The organism is Vibrio sp. 2130-1 (assembly GCF_033339515.1).
This window is the reverse complement of record NZ_JAWOUT010000003.1, coordinates 85,584-109,782: the sequence shown is the minus strand read 5'-3', so window position 1 is coordinate 109,782 and position 24,199 is coordinate 85,584. Positions and strand designations below refer to the sequence as shown.

The following is a 24,199-nucleotide window of genomic DNA, read 5'->3' as shown; positions in this document are numbered from 1 at the left end:
GAGCCTTAGATTATGAGAAAATCCACTTAGCGATTGAGTTCCGCCAGAGATTCAATGCTGATGGCATCGTGTCGCCAATACTCGATATCGCAATCAATCAACTCACCGTGCTGGTTGTAGTTGATGCGCTCCACTACCATCGCTGGCGTACCGGCTGTCGCACGCAATGCCTGAGCCATTTCACCCAACAAAGTACTGGTTGAAATGCGGTAGCGAATCTTTTGATACGTCACGCCATAATGATCGCGGTAAATGTCCGTCAGTGAATTTGATAAATCGTAATCCAGCAGGTTCGGAAACAGCTCTGGACGAATGTAGTTTGTTACGAATACCACAGGTCTGTCTTCAAGGTATCGCACACGGTCGACTCGATACACATCCGAGAAAGGCTGCAAGTCCAGCAAGCGCGCGGCTTGTTTGTTTGCCAACGTCCCTTTTGCTGCGACCAACTCCGTTTTTGGCACACGATTTTGCGCTTTCGCCATGTTCGGGAAGTTCAGCGTTTGGGTTGGGTCGTAACGCAATGGCTCAGGTGAGATAAACCAACCTCGGCGATCTTCGCGATAGATTCGACCTTCTGCTTCCAGCAGTGATAACGCTTCACGCAAAGTGACGCGTGTAGTATCGAACGACTCCGCCAACTTACGCTCTGCTGGCAGTTTTTGACGCGGCGATAGCATGCCCGCTTCAATCTGTTCAACAATCGAATCTTTAATTTTTACGTATTGCACGAAGTGTCCTTATCTTTTGCGCCAAGCTTGTGTGCGATTTTCTAACAATTTACCCAAAGTCATCTGAACAATCTTCGCAATTGCGGCAGCAATCATGATCATGACAGCCATTGCCGCTGCAGCGCCAGTTTGACCTGCATCGTCCATATTCAGAATCGAGACCGAAGCCGGAATCGTATCGGTTGAGTAAAGGAATACTACCGCAGAAGTGGTGGTTAATGCATTAACAAACAAGTAAGTCGCAATGTCCAAAATCGCAGGTAAGCACACAGGTAATGTCACTTTAAAGAACAACTTGTATTGAGGAAGCTTCACCGATGCCGCCGTGGCTTCAATCTCCGATGGCAACTGCTTTAGCGCTGTCAGGGCGGTCATGTGACCCACTGTGTAGTAATGCACTACCGTGTTAATCACCAAGAATGCCATGGTGCCATAAAGTACGTTTAGAGGATTGTTCGCATCGTTGAAGTAAAAGATGTAACCCAAGCCAAGCACCATACCCGGTACCGCCATTGGCACCACGCTGAGCATTTGCATCACCTGACGAATTGGACCAAACGCACGCCCTTTCTCAATGCAGTACGCACCGACAAAGATGATGGCTGTACCAATAACCGCTGTCCAACCTGCCAGTGTTAGTGAGTTGAAGAATGGGCTCCAACCGTAAGTGCTCATTTCAGCAAAGTTGTAGTTGTTTAGCGTTAGAGCTTTGTTCCAAGGCCAGAACGTAACTAACGAGCCATACACCGCCATGCCAAGCACAGCCAACACTGCGATAGAAATGATGCTGCAGTAAACCAAACAAATGCTGTCGCGCGCTTTGTTGGGTTCAGGCTGATAAGGCACTGAACGTGTGTCGAATAAGCTCTTTTGCTTTTTCTGTACCCAGCGGTCTGCGCCGAACGCCATTACCGCAGGGAATAACAACATAATGCTAGTCACCGCACCCATGGCAAAGTTTTGCTGTCCCACGACTTGCTTGAAGATGTCAGTCGCCAGAACGTTGTAGCTGCCCCCAATCACTTTCGGCACACCAAAGTCCGTGATAACCAATGTAAAAACCACAATAAGCGTACTGATCAAACCGTATTTCGCCGCAGGTAACGTCACCATAAAGAAGGTTTTGATGGGTGAAGTTTTAAGTGCGCGCGCTGCTTCATACAAGCGGGCATCTGAAGTGCGCAGCGAAGTGGTCAAAATCATCAATGCATGAGGGAAGGTCCAGAAAATCAAACCCATCGAGATACCAATCACGCCGTACACCGAGTTTCCTAACAGCATCTCTTTGGCAATGCCTTGATTACCGAAAAGGAAGATCAAACTGATCGCTGGTAACAACGAAGGCGCGAGAATCGGCGCAGTACCTAGGATTTGAAACAAACCTTTAAACGGCATACAGGAACGAGTCAGCGCGTAGGCATAACCAAACGCAAGCACACCCACTACCGAGGTCACAATCACGCCCAAAGTGAAGGTGTTGCCCACCGACACCCACAAGCTTGAAGAGGAAAAGTACGTCGCAAAGTTTGCCAATCCGACAAATTCGCCATTGGCATTTTGCACACTCTTGGTCAACATTGCCCAAAGCGGCATTAAGATGAACAGCACCATCATGGTCGACAAACCAGCAAGCAAACCAAACAACACAAGGTTGTCGCGGCTGACACGTCCGAGTAGTGATTTTGCTTTGTCTTGTGTGGTCAGGCTATTCATCGTCATTGTCTTCGCATCCATGTTTACACCTACGCCGCTAGCGCTTTATCAACCGAGGGCACGGCGTAACCATGCAGCCCTTCTTCAGCAAACTGGATGTAACGTACATCGCCCGCCTTGATATTGAGTTTTTGAACCGTTTCCACAGGCACATCCACGACGATGGTTTTCGTTGAGCTGTCGTTTTGCAATACGCAATCAATGCGGAAAAACGCCCCTAGAAACTCGGTTGCGGTAACTCGCACAGGTAAAGAGTTGTTGTAGTTTTCAACAAACTTGATGCTTTCAGGGCGCACCGCAAGGTCGAAGCGGTCACCACGTTGGATCTCACGATTGGTCAAGCTTGGCGCTGGCATTAGGGTTTCTGCAATGCGTACTTGGGAGTCCGTTGCTACTGAGGTTTCAATAAAGTTCATGCTGCCGACAAACTCAGCGACAAAGCGCGTTGCTGGTTGTTGGTAGATTTCTTGAGGTGTGCCAACTTGCTCAATCACGCCATGGTTCATTACCACGATACGATCCGCCATCGACAACGCTTCATCCTGATCGTGCGTAACCATGATGGTGGTAATGCCAAGCTTGCGTTGCAGCTTACAAATCTCATCACGTAAGTGAACACGTACTTTTGCATCCAGCGCTGACAGCGGCTCATCAAGTAGCAGTAGGCCCGGAGACAACGCCAATGCGCGAGCAAGTGCCACACGCTGCTGCTGACCACCAGAAAGTTGGTTAGGAAATTTCTCGCCAGAGGTTGGAAGACCAATGGTTTCTAACCAGTAATCCACCTTCTCTAGCGCTTCTTTTGTCGACATGCCTTGGTTCTTCAAACCCACTGCAATGTTCTCTTGCACAGTTAGGTTCGGAAACAGCGCGTAAGATTGGAATACGATACCGAAATCGCGCTTCTCTGGTGGTAGGAGTGTGGTCTCTTGACCGTTTTGAAAAATCGCACCAGACGTTGGCAAGTCTAAACCTGCAATGGCACGTAGCAGAGTGGTTTTACCGCAGCCAGAAGGACCAAGAAAACAAACGAACTCGCCCTTTTCAATCGCTAGCGAGATTTTCTTTAATGCAGTGAACTGTCCGAATTGCTTCACTACATTTTCGATATTTAGGTAATGTTGGTTAGTTGACATAACACACGCTCCAGATGGTATATACCAACTTTAGTTTTGGAGTGTTACGTTCCAATGACAAATTTATAGCCAGAAGATGACAAATAGATGAAGAGAGATAAGGTTTGTTTAAGTGGTAATTAGAGATTCCCGACTTTCTTAAGTTCGTCATTCCAGCGAACCTAGGTGAGACTAGGAATCTACTTTCAGCAAACTCTGAAATAACAGAGAAAACAAAAAAATCCACCTCAACCGAGGTGGATTTCAGTATTCAACTCAAAGCAAATTCAATTAAGACTTTGGCTCTGATTTCGCGTCAAACTTCTCAGACCATGCCGCTAGAATCTCTGCACGCTTGCTGCCCATTTGCGCGAAGTCCATCTTCGCCATGTTCTCTTGAACATTCGGGAAGTTAGATACTGTCGCTTTCACTTCTTTATGTGCAACCACTGGGTACATTTCTACGTAAAGCTCGTTTGCCGCTTTAGAGATTGACCAGTCGACAACGCGCTTCGCTGCATCCGACTCTTTTACTAGACCAACCGCTTCTGATTCCCAGCCGATGCCTTTTGGTGTGATAACCGCTAGTGGTGCACCTTGTGTTTTCAGCTTCGCGCCGCGGCTTGCCATCGAGATACCGATAGCCACTTCACCCATACCCGCTTGAACACATGGCTTAGAGCCAGAGTGCGTGTAGTGTGCAATGTTCTTGTCTAAGTCACGCATGTAGTTCCATGCTTGATCTTCACCCATGTTTTGTAGCCAAGCAGAAACCTGCATGTAGCCAGTGCCAGAAGACGCTGGATTCGGCATTGCAATGTGACCTTTGTAAACCGGCTTCGTTAGGTCTTCCCAAGACGTTGGTTTCGGTAGGTTAAGTTGTTTCGCTACCGCTTCGTTGAAACAAACTGCGTTAAAGAACGCATCGTTACCGAACCAAGCTTGGTTTGATTGAGGGTCGTTTAGGTTCGCGTGCAGCTCTTCCAAACCTTTTGGTGTGTAAGGCTTAAGAAGACCTTCATCTTTAAGCAGTGCCATTGACGAGCCAGCAAGACCCCAAACCACTTCCGCTTGAGGGTTGTTCTTTTCGGCCAGCAATTTCGCCGTCATGATACCGGTGGAATCGCGAACCCACTTAATCTTGATATCTGGGTTATCTTTCTCAAACGCAGACTTGTATTTAGCAAGAATGTCAGTTTCGAAAGCGGTGTAAACCGTGACTTCCTGTGCTGCCATTGCATTCGTAGCTAGCAGAGAGACAAGTGCAGCCAGCGATCCTTTCATCAAACGGTTTTTCATCATTTTCTCCAGTTAATTTGGCTAAGTTTCATTTGGTCTGTACCAGTTGACGATAACCACCCTACTGAGCCTTTGTGACGAAATCATGACCATTAAATGGCAGTTTTACGAAAATTTGCGATTAATAATCGTTCAATTGTTCCGCCATTTTCTGGATATTAAAGTTTTATGAAATTGGATATTCGCCTATTTACTGCCCTTTTCTTCCTCGCTAGAGTGAACTCGAAATTTGGTGTAGACCAACCAGCCTATTCTAATGGAAATCGAGATGAAAAACGAATACCTACTACTGACTCCAGGTCCTCTATCTACTTCTGAAACGGTACGTGAAGCCATGCTAAAAGACTGGTGTACTTGGGATGATGAATACAACAAAGGCATTGTAGAAGTGATCCGCACTAAGCTTGTAAAACTGGCGACGGAGCAAGACGGCTACACCAGCGTACTAATGCAAGGTAGCGGCACTGCATCAGTAGAAGCGACGATTGGCAGCGCCATTGGCAAAGATGGAAAATTGTTGGTTGTCGACAACGGCGCTTACGGTGCACGTATCGCTCAGATCGCTGATTACCTAAATATTCCATGCCATGTAGTTTCCCCAGGCGAAACATCACAGCCACACTTGAACGAGGTGGAAACTGCATTGGCATCGGATCCTGCTATCACACACGTGGCAATTGTTCACTGTGAGACAACCACTGGCATGCTTAACCCAATTGAGGCATTTGCTTCTGCGGCAAAAGCACACGGTAAAGTCGTGATTCTCGATGCCATGTCGAGCTTTGGTGGCATTCCTATCGATATCGCAGAGCTAGGCATCGATTTTATGATCAGCTCTGCAAACAAATGTATTCAAGGCGTACCGGGTTTTGGCTTTGTGATTGCGAAACAAACTGAGCTAGAAAAGTGCCAAGGTCAGGCACGTTCTTTGAGCCTTGATCTTTACGACCAGTGGCACTGCATGGAAGTGAACCACGGTAAATGGCGTTTCACGTCTCCAACGCACACGGTTCGCGCTTTCTACCAAGCCTTGTTAGAGCTGGAACAAGAAGGCGGCATTGAAGCTCGTCATAACCGTTACCAAACTAACCAGAAAACACTGGTTGCAGGTATGCGTTCTTTGGGGTTTGAGCCACTACTGAGTGATGACCTTCACTCGCCAATCATCACTTCTTTCTACTCTCCGACGCACAGTGATTACCAGTTCAAAGCGTTCTACACGCGTTTGAAAGAGCAAGGTTTTGTGATTTATCCGGGTAAGGTATCGAACGCAGATTGCTTCCGTATCGGCAACATTGGCGAAGTTTACCCAGCAGATATCGAGCGCTTAATCGGTGCGATTGAAAAAGCAATGTACTGGCAAGTTGCGTAAAGCAGCCTTCTGATTGAGAGAGCGTTATGACTCAGAATATCAAACCGACCCATTTCCGTAGCGAAGGCGATGTCAACACGACGCCAGCGCGCCAAGCTTGGAATGCATCGATGGATGACGAACGCACGCAAGCATTATTGAAGCGTGATTCGGAGGTCTTTCTTCACCAAGCCATGTCGACGCCTTGCTTAGATACCTTGGAAGCAGCAAAAGGCATCTACATCCAAGATGCTACCGGCAAAAAGTACATGGATTTCCATGGCAATAACGTCCACCAGTTGGGCTATGGTCATCCGCATGTGATTAAACGTGTGCAAGAGCAAATTGCCAAACTGCCGTTTTCACCACGTCGTTTTACTAATGAAACCGCGATTGAATGTGCCGAAAAGCTCACACAAATCTGTGGCGGCGAATTGAACCGCGTGTTGTTTGCTCCGGGTGGCACATCTGCGGTTGGCATGGCACTTAAACTAGCGCGCCACATCACGGGCAACTACAAGGTGGTGTCTCTGTGGGATTCCTTCCACGGCGCATCATTGGATGCCATCTCAGTAGGTGGCGAAGCGTGTTTCCGCCAAGGCATGGGACCATTAATGGCAGGTGTTGAACGCATCCCCCCAGCCGTATCTTACCGTGGTGCTTTCCCTGTCGCGGACGGCAGCGACGTGCATTACGCCGACTACCTTGAATACGTGATTGAGAAAGAAGGTGGCGTGGGCGCGTTTATCGCAGAAGCGGTTCGTAATACCGACGTACAAGTGCCAAGTAAAGCCTACTGGAAACGTATCCGTGAAATCTGTGACAAACACAATGTCATGCTGATCATCGACGACATCCCGAATGGCATGGGTCGCAGCGGTGAATGGTTTACCTACCAAGCCTACGACATCGAGCCAGATATGCTCTGCATCGGTAAAGGTTTGGGTGGTGGCTTAGTGCCTATCGCAGCCATGGTAACCAAAGACAAATACAACACTGCCGAGCAAATCTCCATGGGCCATTACACTCATGAGAAAAGTCCTATTGGTTGTGCTGCAGCACTGGCAACCATGGAAGCTATTGAGCAAGACGGCTTGCTAGATAAAGCCAAAGCCGACAGCCAGTTCATGCGTGAAAAGCTGCTAGAGATGAAAGCTAAGTACCCGGTGATTGGTGATGTACGTGGCATCGGCATGTTGTGGGGCATTGAACTGGTCACTGACCACGAAAGCAAAGCACGCGCGTATGACGAAGCGGAAGCTGTATTGTACCAATGCCTCAACAACGGCGTGAGCTTCAAGGTATCGCAAGGCAATGTGATTCAACTCAGCCCACCGCTGATCATCACTCGAGAACAACTAACAGAAGCATTGGCAATTTTCGAAGAAGCCATCGCCAAAGTGTGTAAAGACTTTAACTACATTTAGGGTCAATAGACCTCAACAAAAACCAATTTATCCTGAGCGCGGTACCAACGTGTAGGCAAGCGCTCTGGCAAGCAAGAAAAAGGATTGAACATGAGCAACTCACCAATTCAAGCAGTGATCTTTGACTGGGCTGGCACTATCGTCGATTTCGGCTCTTTCGCGCCAACCAGCATCTTTGTGGAAGCGTTCAAACAAGGCTTTGATTTCGATATCGACCTAGAAGAAGCACGTGAACCAATGGGACTTGGTAAGTGGGATCACATCCAAGCTGTGGGTCGCATCCCTGCAGTTGATAAGCGTTGGAATGAGAAGTTTGGTCGCTCAATGACCAGCGAAGACATCGACGCTATCTACGCAGCATTCATGCCGCTGCAAAAAGCAAAAGTGGCTGATCATGCAGAGCCTATCTTAAATGCGATTGAAGTTGTGAACAGTCTGAAAGACAAAGACATCAAGATCGGTTCTTGTTCTGGTTACCCTCGCGAAGTGATGGACGTACTGATTCCAGTGGCAGCGGACTACGGCTACAAACCAGATTACGTAGTAGCAACGGATGACCTACCGCAAGGTGGTCGCCCGGCACCATTTATGGCACTGAAAAACGTGATTGAGCTGAATGTTACCGACGTTAATGCGTGTATCAAAGTGGATGACGCAGCACCGGGCATTGATGAAGGTCACAACGCCGGTATGTGGACCGTTGGTTTGATGCTTTCTGGTAACGAAGCAGGTCTAACGTTTGAAGAATACCAAGCCGCGGACGAAGCAACGCTTAATGCTGCTCGTGAAAAAGCGCGTGCAAAATTGATCAAGAGCTCGCCGCACTACCTTATCGACACCATTGCTGACTTCCCAGAAGTGGTTGCAGATATCGAACGTCGCCTAGCAGCAGGTGAGCGTCCTTAGTCTTCATCTTCCACAAATAAATGAAACAAACGCCCCTCACGTGAGGGGCGTTTTTCTTTTTGGCACTATCTTAGAAAGTTTGGCTTATTGAAGCGTAGTTCCGTTAGATAGCAGCTTTCTTGTCGGCTCTTGCTCGGTGTATTCGACCGCATCGTGATCCGCGAGCTTATCGACTTCCGCCTGCTCACCCACCACAATCAACACGTGTTGTTTCACCAGAGCGTCGACCACTTCAATGTTGTGCTGACGAAGAAGCGCTCTCACTTCGCTCTCTTTTCCTTCATGATACTTAACAAAGTAACGCGCAGGTTGCTGCTCGGCTTGATCTTGGCGTTCATCCACGAGAGGAAATCCTTGATTGTTTGCCAAGCTGCTTGAGCTCAGTCCGATTGCCAATAGTGCGGTAGCGCCTACCACAGACAAAGAAAGTAAGGTCAACTCCTTCATAGTCACTCCTTATTGAAAGGTCAGAGTCCAACTGTTGATGGTGCCTGTGTCTCTTCTGGCACTGTCTACCGCTTTTAGTTCCCATGTACCTTGCGATTCAAAACCAGAAAAATCCGCTTGGAACGTGTTTTTTATATCGTTAGCGCTGCCGCCGGTATTATTGTGAAGTACAACTTCTCCACCAGTCGGTGACGTTAAAGTCACTCGTAGATCACCGATGTAAGTGTGGCTAATATCAACGTCAATACTTACTGTGCCTGAATCACCAGAGCGATCGACTTCTACTGCACTGATTGCGCCAGAAGATTTATTATCTGGAATCGCAACAGGGCTGGTATTTGAGAAGCTAGAGTCCGAAGAGCTACCACCATCAGGTCCATTACAGCCAGCGTCCAAGAACAGCTTCGCCGCTTCAGCATTAACTAGGCCGTGGCCAGTACGGTTGTCTCGACCAGCAACATCAATATCTGTTGCAGTTTTCACTAGGGCATTACGTACTTGCGCTGCTGTACAGGTTGGGTGGTAACTCCACACCAAGCCAGCTACGCCCGTTACGTGCGGTGTCGCCATTGATGTACCATTGTAGTACTCGTAATCTTCACCAGAGGTTGTTGCAACAGTAATTTCCTGACCAACATACCCCAACAGCTCTTGACCAAATGCACGATCAACCGTTACCGAAACCATACGATAAGCGTTGTTTGTGTCTACCAAGAAAGGGTTTTGTAAACCAGGTAGTTCAGAGTTGCTGTATACGATTGCAGCTCGCGCACCCGCATTGTAACAAGCCTGAACCGCATCTACTTCAGGGTAGTTTCCTGAAGACTGGTTGCCGATACGCTCAGTCAAACAAATTTTGCCCGACATATCACCACAGTTAAAGTTACCGCCAGAGACATCACAGCTATCTAGCGTTGCCGTTACTGAACCCGCGATTGGATCCGGAACATACGAAGAACCGTTATTGATCAAACGATTGTGAGGAACAATCCCACGATCAAACTGACTGACACCATTCAAGGTAATATCAGAAAGTTTACCTTCACCTACCGTAACCGTTGATAAGATCGCCACACCCGGGCCTGAGATCTCAACTTGATTAGTAGATTGTGAGAACGCTGCATGATCATTTTGATTATCAACAGCCGCAACAGACATCACTGAGTCATAAGAAGCTGGATAGCTGTGCGCTGTATTGCCATCATTACCCGCAGCGGCGATCAATAGAACGCCTTGATCGTAAATATTTTGCAGTGCATTTTGCTCAGTTCGGCTTGATTGACTACCACCAAGGCTCATGTTCACAACGTTAGCACCATTATCGGCACAGGTCTGGATTGCTTTAACAAGCCCAGATGAGTAACCCCAACCCGATTCGTTAAATACTTTCACGATGTGCAAATTCACATTCTGGTTTGGCATCACACCCTTTACACCTTCGGTGTTGGCAATCGCAGCAATCGTACCCGCGACGTGAGTACCGTGGGCATTGTTGTTACCCGGATCACTCCATGATCCCGTACCACTATCGTTAGTACCAGCAACGCGGTTACCGCTTAGGTCGTTGTGCGAAATGTCGTACCCTGAATCGATAATACATACAGTGCGATTACCCGCATTGAAGTCAGCTAGCAGTTGAGCATTAACCGCTTCATATCCCCATGGGGTCGTTTCGCTGAGCAAATAGCGAGGTGGATCGACTTCCACGTATTCCACATCACTACGATTGCGAAGCGGCTCTAAGTCATCGCCATCCAATTCAACGCTGTAAATGGCGCGATTGCCCAGTTTTTCCACCTTACGTGCCTTCACCTGTTCTAGAACAGACTCCTGCGCGATTCGTGGCCCCCAGAAAGAGTTACCACCCATTGAAGAACGGCTGACTGCATCTTCTTTGAATTTGACGATGTACTTCGTCGGTAACTTAGATTCATCAAATCCCATTGGTGGAGCCGCAAACGCTGACATCGAAGTGGTCAGTGCTATTGCTACGGCAGACAACGAAAATAAGCCTTGTTTTTTACTTGTTGTGTAGTGCATTTGCCCTATTCCTTATTTGAGCTAATTTTTATTCACTATATTCTCATGAAAAGTCATCATCATGATGTTTACATGAGAGCTTCAGCTATAGTTTACAGAGCAAAAATGCCAAACAATTTGTTTCATGAATATACAAATTTGTACAAAAGATCATTCAATAAACACTTTAAGTTAACATTAAAAATCATCGACAAAACCTTATAAAGCAATTACTTAATTAACAAAAAGTGAATGTTAAATTAATGTTAGTGAGTAATTATTCTAAATATCACCCATTTAATCGATTGCTATGCTGAATGGATTTTTTGACCGTGGTGCCAAAACTGAAATATTGAATATTTAGTTGTTGACTGTCTTGAGCATTTACTCAGAATTAGAAGGTTTAGTGAGAAAAATTCTCATCTAAATACTGTTATAGCCGAGCGTATTCACGCATTCGGAACAATAACCATTACAAGAAGAGTGAATGATGAAAAAAACAATCACACTATTAACTGCATTACTTCCGCTTGCCTCCGCCATTGCAGAGGAGCCAACTTTATCACCAGCAATGGTTTCTGCGGCTGAAGTGGTTAGCGCGCAAGAAAATCAAACTTATACGTACGTTCGATGCTGGTATCGTACGAGCCACTCTAAGGACGATGCGGCTACCGATTGGAAATGGGCAAAAAACCAAGATGGTAGTGACTTCACTATCGATGGTTATTGGTGGAGCTCTGTTTCATTTAAAAACATGTTCTACACCAATACCTCACAAAACGTAATTCGCCAGCGTTGTGAAGAAACACTAGATCTAGCGAACGAGAACGCAGACATTACATTTTTTGCTGCCGACAATCGTTATTCTTATAACCACACGATCTGGAGCAATGATGCTGCAATGCAACCAGATCAGATAAACAAAGTAGTGGCTTTGGGCGATAGCTTGTCTGATACAGGCAACATCTTTAACGCGTCCCAATGGCGCTTCCCTAACCCGAATAGCTGGTTCTTGGGTCACTTCTCAAACGGTTTTGTTTGGACGGAATACGTTGCTAAAGCCAAAAACTTACCGCTATACAACTGGGCAGTTGGTGGCGCAGCAGGTGAAAACCAATACATCGCGCTAACTGGTGTCGGCGAACAAGTTTCTTCTTACTTAACCTACACAAAGCTGGCGAAGAACTACAACCCTGCTAACACATTGTTTACGTTAGAGTTTGGTTTAAATGATTTCATGAACTACAACCGTAGCGTGCCGGAAGTAAAAGCGGATTACGCTGAAGCTCTGATTCGTTTAACAGACGCTGGCGCGAAGAACTTCATGTTGATGACACTGCCTGATGCAACCAAAGCACCACAGTTCAAATACTCAACACAGGAAGAAATTGAAACGATTCGTGCGAAAGTATTGAAGATGAACGAGTTCATCAAAGCACAAGCGATGTACTACAAAGCCCAAGGCTACAACATCGCATTGTTTGATACACACGCACTGTTTGAGAAGTTAACCTCGGCACCAGAAGAACACGGTTTCGTAAATGCAAGCGACCCTTGCTTAGACATCAACCGTTCATCCTCTGTTGACTACATGTACACTCACTCATTACGTTCTGAATGTGCAGCATCTGGCGCAGATAAGTTCGTGTTCTGGGATGTGACTCACCCAACCACAGCAACGCATCGTTATGTGGCTGAAAAAATGTTAGAAAGCAGCAATAACTTAGAAGAGTTTCGCTTTTAATAAGCCGTTGTTGTTCATTGCAAGTTAATTTGCATAAAAATGACCACGAAGCATCGTGGTCATTTTTTATCGATATCGAACCCCGATAACGGTTTTATTTGAGCTCGCTTAGTTCAAGCCGTTGATTTAGGGACGTTGACTTTGAGCAGCCTCATTCAGCTTTCTGTTTTTGGTACGTTACCGCGGAAGCTGTCCACCATAATAGAGATCAACGTCTTTAAGGTTACATCATCACTGCGGTATGAGTAGGCTCGTATACCCGTAAACTGAACCTGGAACAACTGAGCAAGAAGCAATGTATCCTGAGCTTCAATTTCGCCATTCTCGATTGCTCGCTCAAACAGCTTTGCAAGAAAAGATTCAAACTGGTTTGCTAAGCTGTTTGTTTGATTGCGCAGCGCATTAAAATCCTCAGCAAATTCACTTGCTGATTTGACTAACATGCACACTTCACTGGGATTGGAGTCTCGCTGATTGATAACCACATCAATCGCGAAAGCTTCTATTGCATCTAGAACCGTTGTGTTCTGAGCTAAATGCAACTCAAACAGGGCTTGTAAGTTCGCAACGTACATTTTTAGCGCTTCACAATATAGCCCCTCTTTTGACCCAAACGTCGCATAAATACTTCCAGGACGCAGATTAACGCTATCTTGTAAATCACGTGTAGATGTTGCATGAAAACCTTTCTTCCAGAATAGATCCGAGGCGGCTTTCACCACTTCATCACGTTGGAATTTCTTTGTATTCGCCATGAGCAATTATCAATTTTGAACATATGCTCAATTTTATATTGAGCGACCGCTCAAAATCAAATATCCTGTTCTTGCCTAATCCGCTCATATCCAATTACAAGAGATTTAAACATGGCAGAATTTAAACTGTATACCGCAGAAAACGCACCCGAAGGATCAAAGCACCTGATTGAAAATTCAGTCAAAGCGTTTGGCATGCTACCAAATCTTCATGCTGTTATGGCTGAAGCGCCAACCTTGCTTGAGGGTTATCAAGTTGTGCATGAGCTATTTCAACAAACATCATTTAACGCAGAAGAATTGACCGTCGTATGGCAAACCATCAACGTTGAACATGGTTGTCACTACTGCGTTCCTGCTCATAGTGCGATCGCGGCGTCAATGAAAGTGGATCAGGAGATTGTTGATGCTCTCGTCAACCAAACACCATTGGCAGACGAAAAACTTGAAACACTACGAGAGACAACGCTTCAAATGGTGCGTCAACGTGGTGTAGTGGAAGAGTCTCAGATAGAGAAATTCTTTGCGGCGGGTTACGGACAGCAGCAACTGCTTGAAATTGTACTTGGTCTAGCGCAAAAAGTGATGAGTAACTACACCAATCACCTAGCTGACACCCCGGTTGATGCACCTTTCAAGAAGTTCGCCAAGTAACTTAAGCTTTTATTACTGGTCCCATTGATGGGACCAGTAATACCTTCAAAAAAGGCTTTGTTGCATGGCGCTTCGCTAGTGTGAGCTGACCCCTAATTACAACGGCGCAACGTCGGTTCCTCCTAAAGACTGGTAAAGCGTAACCTGAGTGAGAAACTGGTTGTAACGGTTCTCCAACAAAGAAGCTTGCGCGTTTCTGGTGCCTTCTTGTGCATTCAAATAGTCCATGATCGACGTCGAACCATACTGATACCGCGCAGCATAAATGGACTCAGCGGCACTTGCGGCATCATATTGTTCTTGTAAACGCGCCGCCTGATACTTCAATTTCTCGCGTGCCGACAAGGCATTTTCGACATCTTGGAATGCGGCGTACAACACTTGGCGATAGCTCACAATGGCCGATTGATAGTCTAAATCGGCAATGGCTTGGCTGTTTTTCATCTCATTCCACTGCAAAAACGGTAGCGTCATATCCGCACCTAAACTGCCTATAGGGTTGGAAAGCAGGTCTTTGAGCGCTTGTGACGATCCCCCCAAAGCCCCAGTGAGCGTCAGCTTAGGCAAGTAGTCCAAATCTGCTGCGTCTTTATTTGCTAGCGCGGCTTTGACGTCATAAATCGCGGCTTTAATGTCGGGTCTGCGGATCAATAAATCAGACGGAGCACCAACACTCAACGATGGCATATCGCCTTCAGGCAGCATTTGGATGTTTGCACTGATGCTCTTCGGCGGTTGATTGAACAAAATCGCAAAGGCGTTGTTTGCCTCAAGTAAACTCTGTTCAAACTCACTTTGCTGCGCTTGTAAGCTTGCCAACGTACGTTTGGCTTCAAGCACATCTAACTGATCCACAGCGCCAAGTTGGTACTGTTTTTCAATCAATTGTAGCGTTTGAGCTGCGTCTACCACATTACGCTGGCTGAGGTTTAAGCGCTGTTTTAGATAGCCGATTTGCCAATATAACGATGCCGTCGTTGCCACCAAACTTTGTGCGGTCGCCTCGCGATCTTGTTGACTTGCCATCGCCGTCCACTTGGCTTGGTCAACGTCTGCCGAGATTTTTCCCCACAAATCCAACTCGTAATTGACGGACAAGTTAGTGCTGTAGCTATCTGCCGATTCCCCGCTATCAAGAGATTTTTGAACTTGTCCTGATGTGGAAGAACTCAACGTAGGGAAAAAGTCATCTTGCGTTAAACCCAGCTGTAAACGCGCTTTCTTTAGCGTTAGCGTTGCCAGCGTCAAATCGTTGTTTTGAGCCAACACCTGAGTAATGTATTGATTAAGCGTTGGGTCGTTAAACGCCAACCACCAAGGATCCATACTGACATCACCCGCAACATGCATCTGTTGCCAATTTGCAGGCACTTGCACCTCAGGAGCTTGATAGTCGCTACGCATAAGCGAACCACAACCTGACAACCACACTGCGCTTAAGGCAGCCGCGACCAATCGAGTTTTGAATTTCATTGTGTTACTCATTTTTAGTCTCTCGCTAGCGCTTCTATCGGATCGAGTTTGGCGGCATTGCGAGCGGGTAAAAAGCCGAAGGCGATGCCAATCAACGTTGAGCAAATAAACGCCCAGATGATCGAGTTCATCGAGTAAATCATTTGGAAGCTGCTACCAGACGTACTGAATGCAAAACCAATCAAAAACGCCAAGCCAATACCAGCAATGCCACCACACAAACACACTAGTACCGCTTCAATCAAAAACTGACGCAAAATATCCGCTTGCCGCGCACCCACAGCCATTCGCACACCGATCTCTTTCGTGCGCTCTGTCACCGACACCAACATGATGTTCATTACGCCAATTCCCCCGACAATTAGGGAGATCACCGCAATCGCTGAGATCAGTAACGTCATGGTTGCGGTGGTTTTCTCGATGCTCTGACGAATGGTGTCAGTGTTAATCGTGAAGAAATCTTCTGTACCGTGGCGCATTTTTAACAAGTTGATGATGCTCTGTTCTACCGCTGCGCTTGGGGCGTTCTCATCAATCCGTACAGTAATGCCGTTGAGGTAACGTTGTCCCATCATGCGCCCAGACATGGTGGTGTATGGCACCCAAATTTTCAGCGCGTCGCTGTTGCCAAACGCGTCTTCTTTTTTCTGCGTGACACCCACAATACGCACTGGCAATGAACCAAGAAAAATCACTTCACCAATCGGATTTCTATCCGCAAACATTTCCTTTCTGGTGTTGTCATCAATCACTGCTTCTTGGGCGAGTGAGTTCACGCTCTCTTCATCCCAAAACTGACCTTTGGCGATCTCATAACCGCGCACACGGAAATAATCTTCCCCAACCCCTTCCACAGACGCAGTTGCATCCTGATTGGCGTAACGCACGGTTAAGCTGTTGGATAAAGACGGCGTGACACTGTCGACAAAAGGTAGACTCTCCAACGATTTAGCATCGTCGGCGGTTAGCGTTTTCACTCGTCCGGAGCGGCGGTCACCAAACCCTTTGCCCGGCCTGACATCAATGGTGTTTGTTCCCATGGATGAAATATTCGACAAAATTTGCTGTTGTGAACCATTACCTAGTGCCACCACGGAAACCACCGAGGCTATACCAATAATGATGCCGAGCATGGTCAAAAACGTGCGCATTCTGTGGCTAGACATCGCCAGCAGCGCCATTTTGAGCGCGTCAATAAAACTGTCCCACTTCCACCACTTACTGGCGACTTGCGCTGGGCGATGAAAAGACGCGCTCGGTGTCTGTACTGCTTGCTCATTGATTACAACTTGTGCATTTGGCGTATCTGCAATGATTTCACCATCTTTGATTTCAATGATGCGATCCGCAAAGTTCGCCACATTCATATCATGAGTCACTAAGATGACCGTATGCCCAAGTTGATGCAACTCTTTAAGCAGTGCCATCATCTCTTGCCCACTGTGACTGTCTAATGCGCCAGTGGGCTCATCAGCGAGAATCACCGCACCGCCGTTCATCAGTGCACGAGCAACACTCACGCGCTGTTGCTGGCCACCACTCAGTTGGCTGGGCTTGTGAGTCAAACGATCTTCCAGCCCCAAGCGAGCCAATAGCGACTGCGCTCGCTCCGTTCTTTGACGATGAGGAACTCCTGCGTAAACCGCCGGTACTTCCACATTTGCCACCGCGGTTAAATCCCCCAGCAGATGGTAACGCTGGAATATAAAGCCAAAATACTCGCGGCGCAGTTCCGCCAGTTGATCAGATTCCAACGTCGAGACATCTTGCCCATTAATGAAGTATCGACCGCTGGACGGTTTATCCAAGCAGCCGAGCACATTCATCAGCGTCGATTTACCTGAGCCCGAAGCCCCCACGATCGCGACCATTTCACCGCGTTTTATCTCTAAATTAATGTGGTTCAACACAGTAAGCGACTCGTCGCCAGAGACAAAACGCCGAGTTAAATCCTCAACTTTTAAAAGCACGTCACTCATCTTAGAACCTCATTGGAGATCGACGACGATCACCTCGGCTTGATGATTCTCCGTCCATAGCATTGCCAAGAACAACTTGGTCGCCCTCCTTCAAACCTGAGAGAATTTCTGCGTTCACTTTGTTGTTAATACCCACTGTCACGGGCTTTTCCACCACTTGGCCCTGTTCAAGCACTGGCACGGTATAGTTGCCTTTGCCGCCAGATTTTTGCAGCACTTGTGAAGGGACAATCAAGGTATTTTCCGATTGCTCAAGGACAATCGAAACTTGCGCAGTCATGCCGATGCGCAAAATACCTTGCGGGTTCTTCACATCAAATACAGCGTTGTAGTAAATGGCGTCGCTATCTGAAATGCTCAAATCGCTGTCATCGCCATCCATGATGGTTGGCCCCGGCTCAATGGCGCGCAGTGTGCCTTTAAACTGCTGATTCGGTTTGCCTAAAATGGTGAACAGCGCCATTTGGCCTGGGTGAACAAAAATCACATCGGCTTCCGAAATTTCGGCTTTCACCGTCATCGTATCTAGCTTGGCTAACTCGATAATAGTTGGCGTGGTTTGATTGGCGTTTACGGTTTGTCCTTCTTCCACCGCGGTGTAGACCACCGTGCCATCCATCGGTGCGTTGATGGTGGTGTAACCGAGATCTAACTGCGCATTGTCGACGTTGATTTTGGCTTTCTCGATTTCGGCATCCAGTTGCGCTAACTCGGCTTTGTAGATGGCGAGCGTCGCTTCGGCATTCTCGTAATCAGCTCGTGAGCTCGCTTTCGCTGCCAACATGCCTTTTTGGCGCACGTATTCATAGTTTGCTTGTTTAATCTGCGCTTGCTTAGCCTGGTACTGAGCGTTGAGACTATTAAGAGACGCTTGGGCTTCTTTGAGGCTGTTTTGCTGAGTCAGGCTGTCAATCTGTGCAATCAAGTCCCCCTGTTTTATCTCATCCCCTAAGTTCACAGCGAGGCGTTGAATTTGCCCAGATACTTGCGCACCTACATTCACCAATTTGGACGCTTGCAACATGCCGTTAGCTAATACCGCCTTTTCGATATTGCCTTTGCGAACGACTTCTGTCGCGTAAGGAGAAATGGGTTCTGGACGTTGCAGATAATGATAACCACCAGCACCAATAGCAAGTAGGCCACACAAAACGAGCCATTTTTTATTGAGTTTCATAGCAGGAGTGAAGTAAATAATCGTTTTGATTTTATACTGCTATTTGTCTTAGCCGTACAGGGTACGAGACGTAAAGATAGGTAAATTAACGTCAAGAAACTGAATGAATAACTTCACTAACGTGAAAAATCAGAGATATTATAGTCACTTCAAAACTTTATTATTCAATACGTATAGCAAAGACCATTTTTAATATAGAAATTCAAGTTATAAGTATTATAAACAAAACTTTTAAATACCAACAAACCAGTAAAAATCTTAACTTATTCAATATGCAATCCATTAAAATTTCATTATGGCCATTTTTAATTATTGAATTTCAAGAGGAGTTAAGTGGCAAGTTAAATAAAAAATACCCACATAACACAGGTAAGACCGAGAGGGGTGTGTCATGTGGGTTTAAAACGATAGTTCTCTTGCTGATTCGAACTACCAACGTTGGGATGCAATGGAAATACAAATGACTCAGAGTTTCCATCACGGACACTTTATCGCTGGATTTCCCTCTATTTGTTAGGGAACAGTCAGTACAATAAAAATAGAGAAGTAATACCGCAAAAATAAAAATAGAGGTTCAGGATTTAATTTACACGTAAAATAACCACTATATTCACGCCATGAAGCATTAATAAATTCAACAATAAATATTTATTAAGTTAAATTTACTTATTGTCAGCACACTGTTAGTTTTACTCTTAAATGCACTGGTCAGATTTGTTTATTTTACTGATTTTCGTTGCAATACAACTTCTAATTAATTCATGAGAAAAACATGCAGCGACAATTAACTCTTTCACCGATTTATTTATTAATCGGGTTAGCCTCCTCGACGGCGTATGCCGGTGGTTTTCAAATTAACGAACATTCTGCGACGGGTCTTGGTCGTGCTTTTGCTGGTGATGCCGTCATTGGTGATAATGCGTCTGTAATCAGCCGCAACGCCGCAGCGATGACGCTGTTTAAACAAAATGCCTTATCGTTCGGTGTCACTTACGTCAAACCTGACGTTACCGTTAAAAATGCGCAATATCATCGAGCTAACATTAATGCGGATGTCAATGTTGGTATGGGTGGTTTTCCTCCGTCCCCTCAAGTTGACATTACCCCGTCCTTCTCTCAAACCGTGACCGACATTGATGACGTCGATGGCGTTGGTCAACCAGCCGTTGTACCCAATTTTTACTTTATTCACCCTATCAACGACGACTGGTATCTAGGCTTATCGGCATATTCCAACTTCGGAACCGACATGGAGTTTAAACCAAACTATGGCGCACCTGTTTTTGGCGGTGTCACCAGCGTAGCGAGTGTCAACCTTGGCGCAAGCTTGGCATACAAGGTGAACGATCGTTTTAGTATCGGTGGTGGTATTGATGTGATTTACGGCTCTGGTGAGCTGTACCGCGATATGGACGTGGGTTTTTGCGTTGGTGGGAACATACTTGGAAACGAACTAGAACAACGCTGTGGATCCGTAAAAGGCAACGCACTTGATGTGGAAGCCGGCGGCATTGGGCTTGGTGCGAATATTGGCATGATGTACGAGTTTAACGAACGTCATCGCTTAGGTTTAAGCTACAAGCACAGCCCTAACATCGATGCCAAGGGTGACATCCACTTTGCTGGCGAATCGTACGACTCACTTGCTATGCCGCTACCGGATATTGCGGAGTTTTCCGGTTATCACCGCGTCTTACCTAAATTTGCCCTGCACTATTCTGTGCAGTGGATTGGTTGGTCAGCATTTGACAGCTTGAAAGCTGATGATCAGTTGCTAAAAGATTTTCAGTGGCAAGACTCCGCGCACTACTCCATCGGTGCGACTTGGTACGCCAATGAACGTTGGACACTACGCACGGGTTACATGTTCGACAAAACACCTGTCGATGAGCTGACTTCGCTTTCTATCCCAGATTCGAACCGTCACTGGTTATCTGCGGGTGCCTCTTACCAATGGTCATCAGATACCACGGTTGACATCGGCATGACGTACTTGATTGGTGAAGATGTCAACGTAGAAGAGTACGCGTATGAAGGTGTTCCTGCACCGATGGTAACGGGCGTGACCCATTCAAATGCGTTCCTAATTGGTGCCCAACTCAGCCACCGTTTCTAATTTGTCAGGCAGTGATCAAACCTCTAGGTCATTGCCTTGTAACAACGCTTATCAAAGCGACCGAACAGAGACATTATTATGAACAAAACACTACTTGCTTTTTCACTCTCACTTCTCACTCTAGGCGCGGCTCAGGCTTCAGAATGGGGCTATGGCAATGACAAACACGGGCCAGAGCACTGGGGAAAAATCGCCAAAGACTGCACAACCACGAAAAACCAAAGCCCAATCAACATCGACAACCCAGCCGATGCAAAACTGGAAGCACTGAACCTTTCGTACACTGGTCAGGTCATTGGTTTAACCAACAATGGTCATACGCTGCAAGCGCAAGTGAACGGACGTAATAGCTTCACCATTGATGGCGAGACGTTCGAGCTGCAACAGTTCCATTTCCACACACCTTCAGAAAACCAAATCAAAGGCCGCCAGTATCCACTTGAAGCGCACTTTGTACACGCCAACGCAGACGGCGAGTTGGCGGTAATTTCGGTGATCTTTGATGCTGGCGATCAAAACGCAGCGCTGTCTAAACTGATCAACGCAATCCCACAAGAGAATCAAACCACCTTCTTTAAAGATACTTTTGAGATTAACGACTTACTGCCAAAAACTGCAAACTACTATCGATTTAACGGCTCTTTAACCACACCGCCATGTTCAGAAGGTGTGCGCTGGTTTGTGCTTAAAGACACTCAAACCTTATCCAAAGATCAAGCCGCGAAACTGATGGAAGTCATGGGACAAAACAATCGTCCGCTGCAACCGCTAAATGCGCGCGTTGTACTTTCTAACTAATCGCCATATCCGATAAGGGGCATCGTATTTGCCCCTTATTTTGATTCGCTCTAACCTCACTTCGTTACAGGAACCCCCGATGAAAACTCCATCTGTTCTGTCACTCTTACTCGCACTCGCCCCGACATTCGCCTTCTCTCATAACCTTTCTGTCGGTCAAACCACCCCTTCCGTCAGCATTGATACCTATGGCGAAATGACGCTGCAAGGAGACGATGTGGCTTATCAACCTTGGGCAACTCAGCAGATGTTAGGCAAAGTCCGTGTGATACAAGCCATTGCAGGTCGTAGTAAAGCTAAAGAGATGAACGCGCCGCTGATGTCAGCAATCACTACCGCTCACTTTCCTGAAGATCAGTATCAGACCACAACCGTGATCAACCAAGAAGACGCCATTTGGGGAACCGGTACATTTGTTAAATCGTCGGCAGAGGACAGCAAAAAGACATTCTCTTGGTCTTCCATGGTGTTAGACAAAAATGGCGTATTAGCAACAACTTGGGATCTACAGCAAGAAAGTTCTGCGATTATCGTACAAAATAAACAAGGCGAAATTTTATTCGTGAAAGAAGGGGCTTTAACTCAAGACGAAGTCACACACGTCATCGAACTGATTAAACAGAATATCTAAACCTAAGGTAAGGAAAAGCTATGAAACTGTTCAACACCATCGCACTCTGTCTTTTAGCGGCTGTAGCCTCTTTCCAATCGGTTGCTGGAGACAACGATTGGGACAAGATTGCAGATAAAACCGTCAGTTTTAAATCGGAAACCGACACAGTCAATCCACTGTCCCCATTTGCTAACGCTCGTTTCAGCCACATAAAAATCAAATGTACGCAAGGTACGGTCGATCTGAAAAGCGTTAAAGTAATCATGAAAGATGGTCAGGAAAAGACGTTCGACAGTTTAGGTGTTCTGACTAAAGGCATGTCATCAAGAAGCTTAAGCCTACCAACAAAAGATAACGCGAAGTTAGACAAAATCGAGTTGAACTATGAATCGGTTGGCAGCACTGCGCTGCAAGTCGCGGGGGTGACCAAAAAAGCGCAAGTGGAAATCTTAGGTAAGAAAATCGACGAGTAAGCAATGGCTCAACGAGCTCACCCAAACTAAAAACAGCGGCACTAGCCCGCTGTTTTCATTAAAAAATCGTCATGGATAACTAAATGAATTTCTTCAGCTTCGCCAAACCATAAGCGGCGATGGTGACACAATCTTTGATCGTGCCGTCGATCATCATCTGTTCGAACTCCTCAACAGAAAAAGCGCGAGTGATCAAATCCTCTTCTTCACTGTCGAGTTGATTGCCCACGTCCGTTAAATCACTGGCGAAGTAGACGTGACATGTCTGATTCAAAAAGCCGTATGCGATAAACTGCGCGCCGACATACGCCATAGCGCTCGCCTGCATGCCCGTTTCTTCACGCAGCTCGCCTTTGGCAAGCTCAAGATGATCCGCATCTGGGTTTGATTCCCACGCCCCTTGTGGGATCTCCCAACAACGTTGACCTACGGTGTAACGGTACTGCTGAACCAAGTGAATCATCCCGTTATCGATAGCCAGAATCGCAGCACAATCAGGTTTGTCGACCACACCATAGATGCCCTCTGCGCCGCTCGGACGTAAAATTTTGTCCTCACGCACCGTCATCCACTTATTCTGGTAAACGACTTTGCTGTCTAGCTGTTTGATGTCTGACATGGTTATTCCTTGATTTTTCCGAGGGTTACTGCGGAATAATACCCGATTCAGTTACGCCACCAAAATGTTCTTTAGTTCACTCAAAGACTCAACGGTATAATTTGGTGCGATACGCTCATCGACGCTTGCGCCTGTGGTATTTAACCAGCAAGTTTCAATACCAAAATTATTACCACCCAGAATATCGGAATGCAGGTTGTCACCCACCATCAGTACGCGCGTTTTGCATGGGTTGCCCATTTGCTGCATCGCGTATTCAAAAATACCTAAGTCCGGTTTTGCTACGCCCACTTGTTCAGAGATCACCACTTTATCGAAGTACTCAGTCATCCCTGTGCGCTCAAGGCGAATTGCTTGCAACTCTGTAAAACCGTTGGTGATAATGCCCATTTTAGCTTTGCCTTGCAGCGCTTCCATCAGCTCTTTTGCACCTGGCAACAAGCTGCAAATATCGGCCATTGCTTCTAAAAATGCACTGTTGAGATCTGCTGTTGTGGTATTCAACTTCTCAGCCCACTCGGTAAAACGCTTATGTTTTAGCTCATCTGCCGTTACTTTGCCGTCTTGGTAATCCACCCAAAGCGGTTTGTTTACGGTTTGGTAATGAGCAAAATCTTGTTCAGTAAAATCTACGCCTTTGCGAGAAAACATAAGCTGCAAACCTTTGAAAGCATCAAAGTGGAATAAGGTTTCGTCAGCGTCAAACAGGATCCAATCGTACTTCATTTTCTTCTTCCCAAAATCAAGGTCGTAATACTGGTGCATAGTCTAGATTGTTTTCTTCTTGAAG

21 protein-coding genes are annotated in these 24,199 nt (G+C 46.5%); 9 read left to right on the top strand and 12 right to left on the bottom strand.

What is annotated here, in order from left to right:
* Positions 1 to 26: 26 nt before the first annotated feature.
* The 4 genes from phnR to R7Q09_RS05200 all read right to left on the bottom strand — a co-directional run bounded on the left by phnR (position 27) and on the right by R7Q09_RS05200 (position 4,861).
* Positions 27 to 731, bottom strand: coding sequence for a phosphonate utilization transcriptional regulator PhnR (phnR, locus tag R7Q09_RS05215; protein ID WP_005442366.1), 705 nt, complete (start codon positions 729 to 731; stop codon positions 27 to 29).
* A gap of 9 nt (positions 732 to 740) precedes the next feature.
* A complete protein-coding gene (locus tag R7Q09_RS05210; RefSeq protein ID WP_193447462.1) occupies positions 741 to 2,465 on the bottom strand; it encodes a putative 2-aminoethylphosphonate ABC transporter permease subunit in 1,725 nt (574 codons plus the stop codon).
* An 8-nt stretch (positions 2,466 to 2,473) separates the two neighbouring features.
* Positions 2,474 to 3,580 (bottom strand): putative 2-aminoethylphosphonate ABC transporter ATP-binding protein, encoded by a 1,107-nt coding sequence (locus tag R7Q09_RS05205; RefSeq protein WP_318070568.1) that lies wholly within the window; start codon positions 3,578 to 3,580, stop codon positions 2,474 to 2,476.
* A gap of 270 nt (positions 3,581 to 3,850) precedes the next feature.
* On the bottom strand, positions 3,851 to 4,861 hold the full coding sequence (locus R7Q09_RS05200; RefSeq protein WP_005384363.1) for a putative 2-aminoethylphosphonate ABC transporter substrate-binding protein: 1,011 nt from the start codon (positions 4,859 to 4,861) through the stop codon (positions 3,851 to 3,853).
* Positions 4,862 to 5,126: 265 nt separating this feature from the next.
* Here R7Q09_RS05200 and phnW point away from each other — a divergent pair, with 265 nt between their 5' ends.
* From phnW to phnX, 3 genes are all read left to right on the top strand, one after another.
* Entirely contained in the window at positions 5,127 to 6,230 is a 1,104-nt protein-coding gene (gene phnW / locus R7Q09_RS05195) for a 2-aminoethylphosphonate--pyruvate transaminase (RefSeq protein ID WP_101960107.1), read from the top strand.
* A 26-nt stretch (positions 6,231 to 6,256) separates the two neighbouring features.
* Positions 6,257 to 7,636 carry an aspartate aminotransferase family protein gene (locus R7Q09_RS05190; protein WP_161441644.1) on the top strand — a complete coding sequence of 460 codons (1,380 nt, stop codon included), beginning with the start codon at positions 6,257 to 6,259 and terminating at the stop codon, positions 7,634 to 7,636.
* Between the two features lie 90 nt (positions 7,637 to 7,726).
* Positions 7,727 to 8,542, top strand: coding sequence for a phosphonoacetaldehyde hydrolase (phnX, locus tag R7Q09_RS05185; protein ID WP_262595784.1), 816 nt, complete (start codon positions 7,727 to 7,729; stop codon positions 8,540 to 8,542).
* 84 nt (positions 8,543 to 8,626) lie between these two features.
* Here the strand turns inward: phnX and R7Q09_RS05180 are convergent, their stop codons facing one another.
* Positions 8,627 to 8,989 carry an ATPase gene (locus R7Q09_RS05180; protein ID WP_318070567.1) on the bottom strand — a complete coding sequence of 121 codons (363 nt, stop codon included), beginning with the start codon at positions 8,987 to 8,989 and terminating at the stop codon, positions 8,627 to 8,629.
* 9 nt (positions 8,990 to 8,998) lie between these two features.
* Complete coding sequence (locus R7Q09_RS05175; protein WP_025768035.1) at positions 8,999 to 11,029, bottom strand: S8 family serine peptidase; 2,031 nt, start codon at positions 11,027 to 11,029, stop codon at positions 8,999 to 9,001.
* 466 nt (positions 11,030 to 11,495) lie between these two features.
* On the opposite strand from R7Q09_RS05175, the gene R7Q09_RS05170 reads away from it, so the two are divergent.
* A complete protein-coding gene (locus tag R7Q09_RS05170; RefSeq protein ID WP_017819748.1) occupies positions 11,496 to 12,752 on the top strand; it encodes a type 2 secretion system lipase in 1,257 nt (418 codons plus the stop codon).
* 155 nt (positions 12,753 to 12,907) lie between these two features.
* Here the strand turns inward: R7Q09_RS05170 and R7Q09_RS05165 are convergent, their stop codons facing one another.
* Complete coding sequence (locus tag R7Q09_RS05165) at positions 12,908 to 13,507, bottom strand: TetR/AcrR family transcriptional regulator (protein WP_005374096.1); 600 nt, start codon at positions 13,505 to 13,507, stop codon at positions 12,908 to 12,910.
* Between the two features lie 111 nt (positions 13,508 to 13,618).
* On the opposite strand from R7Q09_RS05165, the gene R7Q09_RS05160 reads away from it, so the two are divergent.
* On the top strand, positions 13,619 to 14,161 hold the full coding sequence (locus tag R7Q09_RS05160; RefSeq protein WP_005374097.1) for a carboxymuconolactone decarboxylase family protein: 543 nt from the start codon (positions 13,619 to 13,621) through the stop codon (positions 14,159 to 14,161).
* A gap of 96 nt (positions 14,162 to 14,257) precedes the next feature.
* On the opposite strand, the gene R7Q09_RS05155 is transcribed toward R7Q09_RS05160, so the two are convergent.
* From R7Q09_RS05155 to R7Q09_RS05145, 3 genes are read right to left on the bottom strand one after another with little or no spacing between them, the layout of a single operon-like run.
* On the bottom strand, positions 14,258 to 15,634 hold the full coding sequence (locus R7Q09_RS05155) for an efflux transporter outer membrane subunit (RefSeq protein ID WP_318070566.1): 1,377 nt from the start codon (positions 15,632 to 15,634) through the stop codon (positions 14,258 to 14,260).
* Positions 15,635 to 15,648: 14 nt separating this feature from the next.
* Complete coding sequence (locus tag R7Q09_RS05150) at positions 15,649 to 17,613, bottom strand: MacB family efflux pump subunit (RefSeq protein WP_318070565.1); 1,965 nt, start codon at positions 17,611 to 17,613, stop codon at positions 15,649 to 15,651.
* 1 nt (position 17,614) lies between these two features.
* Complete coding sequence (locus tag R7Q09_RS05145) at positions 17,615 to 18,790, bottom strand: efflux RND transporter periplasmic adaptor subunit (protein WP_053349367.1); 1,176 nt, start codon at positions 18,788 to 18,790, stop codon at positions 17,615 to 17,617.
* 772 nt (positions 18,791 to 19,562) lie between these two features.
* On the opposite strand from R7Q09_RS05145, the gene R7Q09_RS05140 reads away from it, so the two are divergent.
* The 4 genes from R7Q09_RS05140 to R7Q09_RS05125 all read left to right on the top strand — a co-directional run bounded on the left by R7Q09_RS05140 (position 19,563) and on the right by R7Q09_RS05125 (position 22,790).
* The gene (locus tag R7Q09_RS05140) at positions 19,563 to 20,906 is read left to right on the top strand and encodes an OmpP1/FadL family transporter (RefSeq protein ID WP_262656979.1); all 1,344 of its coding nucleotides are present in this window, start codon (positions 19,563 to 19,565) and stop codon (positions 20,904 to 20,906) included.
* 78 nt (positions 20,907 to 20,984) lie between these two features.
* On the top strand, positions 20,985 to 21,704 hold the full coding sequence (locus tag R7Q09_RS05135; protein ID WP_318070564.1) for a carbonic anhydrase family protein: 720 nt from the start codon (positions 20,985 to 20,987) through the stop codon (positions 21,702 to 21,704).
* Positions 21,705 to 21,783: 79 nt separating this feature from the next.
* The gene (locus R7Q09_RS05130) at positions 21,784 to 22,335 is read left to right on the top strand and encodes a YtfJ family protein (protein WP_193268859.1); all 552 of its coding nucleotides are present in this window, start codon (positions 21,784 to 21,786) and stop codon (positions 22,333 to 22,335) included.
* 20 nt (positions 22,336 to 22,355) lie between these two features.
* Positions 22,356 to 22,790: a hypothetical protein gene (locus tag R7Q09_RS05125; protein WP_005480927.1), complete on the top strand. Its 435-nt coding sequence runs from the start codon at positions 22,356 to 22,358 to the stop codon at positions 22,788 to 22,790.
* A gap of 79 nt (positions 22,791 to 22,869) precedes the next feature.
* On the opposite strand, the gene R7Q09_RS05120 is transcribed toward R7Q09_RS05125, so the two are convergent.
* Entirely contained in the window at positions 22,870 to 23,409 is a 540-nt protein-coding gene (locus tag R7Q09_RS05120; RefSeq protein ID WP_020834877.1) for an NUDIX domain-containing protein, read from the bottom strand.
* 51 nt (positions 23,410 to 23,460) lie between these two features.
* The gene (yjjG, locus tag R7Q09_RS05115) at positions 23,461 to 24,135 is read right to left on the bottom strand and encodes a pyrimidine 5'-nucleotidase (RefSeq protein WP_005374109.1); all 675 of its coding nucleotides are present in this window, start codon (positions 24,133 to 24,135) and stop codon (positions 23,461 to 23,463) included.
* Positions 24,136 to 24,199: the final 64 nt, after the last annotated feature.

Coding starts and splice junctions, on each gene's coding strand:
- R7Q09_RS05210 (WP_193447462.1), bottom strand. CDS start 2,465: ATGGATGCGAAGACAATGACGATGAATAGCCTGACCACACAAGACAAA.
- R7Q09_RS05205 (WP_318070568.1), bottom strand. CDS start 3,580: ATGTCAACTAACCAACATTACCTAAATATCGAAAATGTAGTGAAGCAA.
- R7Q09_RS05200 (WP_005384363.1), bottom strand. CDS start 4,861: ATGATGAAAAACCGTTTGATGAAAGGATCGCTGGCTGCACTTGTCTCT.
- phnW (WP_101960107.1), top strand. CDS start 5,127: ATGAAAAACGAATACCTACTACTGACTCCAGGTCCTCTATCTACTTCT.
- R7Q09_RS05190 (WP_161441644.1), top strand. CDS start 6,257: ATGACTCAGAATATCAAACCGACCCATTTCCGTAGCGAAGGCGATGTC.
- phnX (WP_262595784.1), top strand. CDS start 7,727: ATGAGCAACTCACCAATTCAAGCAGTGATCTTTGACTGGGCTGGCACT.
- R7Q09_RS05180 (WP_318070567.1), bottom strand. CDS start 8,989: ATGAAGGAGTTGACCTTACTTTCTTTGTCTGTGGTAGGCGCTACCGCA.
- R7Q09_RS05175 (WP_025768035.1), bottom strand. CDS start 11,029: ATGCACTACACAACAAGTAAAAAACAAGGCTTATTTTCGTTGTCTGCC.
- R7Q09_RS05170 (WP_017819748.1), top strand. CDS start 11,496: ATGATGAAAAAAACAATCACACTATTAACTGCATTACTTCCGCTTGCC.
- R7Q09_RS05165 (WP_005374096.1), bottom strand. CDS start 13,507: ATGGCGAATACAAAGAAATTCCAACGTGATGAAGTGGTGAAAGCCGCC.
- R7Q09_RS05160 (WP_005374097.1), top strand. CDS start 13,619: ATGGCAGAATTTAAACTGTATACCGCAGAAAACGCACCCGAAGGATCA.
- R7Q09_RS05155 (WP_318070566.1), bottom strand. CDS start 15,634: ATGAAATTCAAAACTCGATTGGTCGCGGCTGCCTTAAGCGCAGTGTGG.
- R7Q09_RS05150 (WP_318070565.1), bottom strand. CDS start 17,613: ATGAGTGACGTGCTTTTAAAAGTTGAGGATTTAACTCGGCGTTTTGTC.
- R7Q09_RS05145 (WP_053349367.1), bottom strand. CDS start 18,790: ATGAAACTCAATAAAAAATGGCTCGTTTTGTGTGGCCTACTTGCTATT.
- R7Q09_RS05140 (WP_262656979.1), top strand. CDS start 19,563: ATGCAGCGACAATTAACTCTTTCACCGATTTATTTATTAATCGGGTTA.
- R7Q09_RS05135 (WP_318070564.1), top strand. CDS start 20,985: ATGAACAAAACACTACTTGCTTTTTCACTCTCACTTCTCACTCTAGGC.
- R7Q09_RS05130 (WP_193268859.1), top strand. CDS start 21,784: ATGAAAACTCCATCTGTTCTGTCACTCTTACTCGCACTCGCCCCGACA.
- R7Q09_RS05125 (WP_005480927.1), top strand. CDS start 22,356: ATGAAACTGTTCAACACCATCGCACTCTGTCTTTTAGCGGCTGTAGCC.
- R7Q09_RS05120 (WP_020834877.1), bottom strand. CDS start 23,409: ATGTCAGACATCAAACAGCTAGACAGCAAAGTCGTTTACCAGAATAAG.
- yjjG (WP_005374109.1), bottom strand. CDS start 24,135: ATGAAGTACGATTGGATCCTGTTTGACGCTGACGAAACCTTATTCCAC.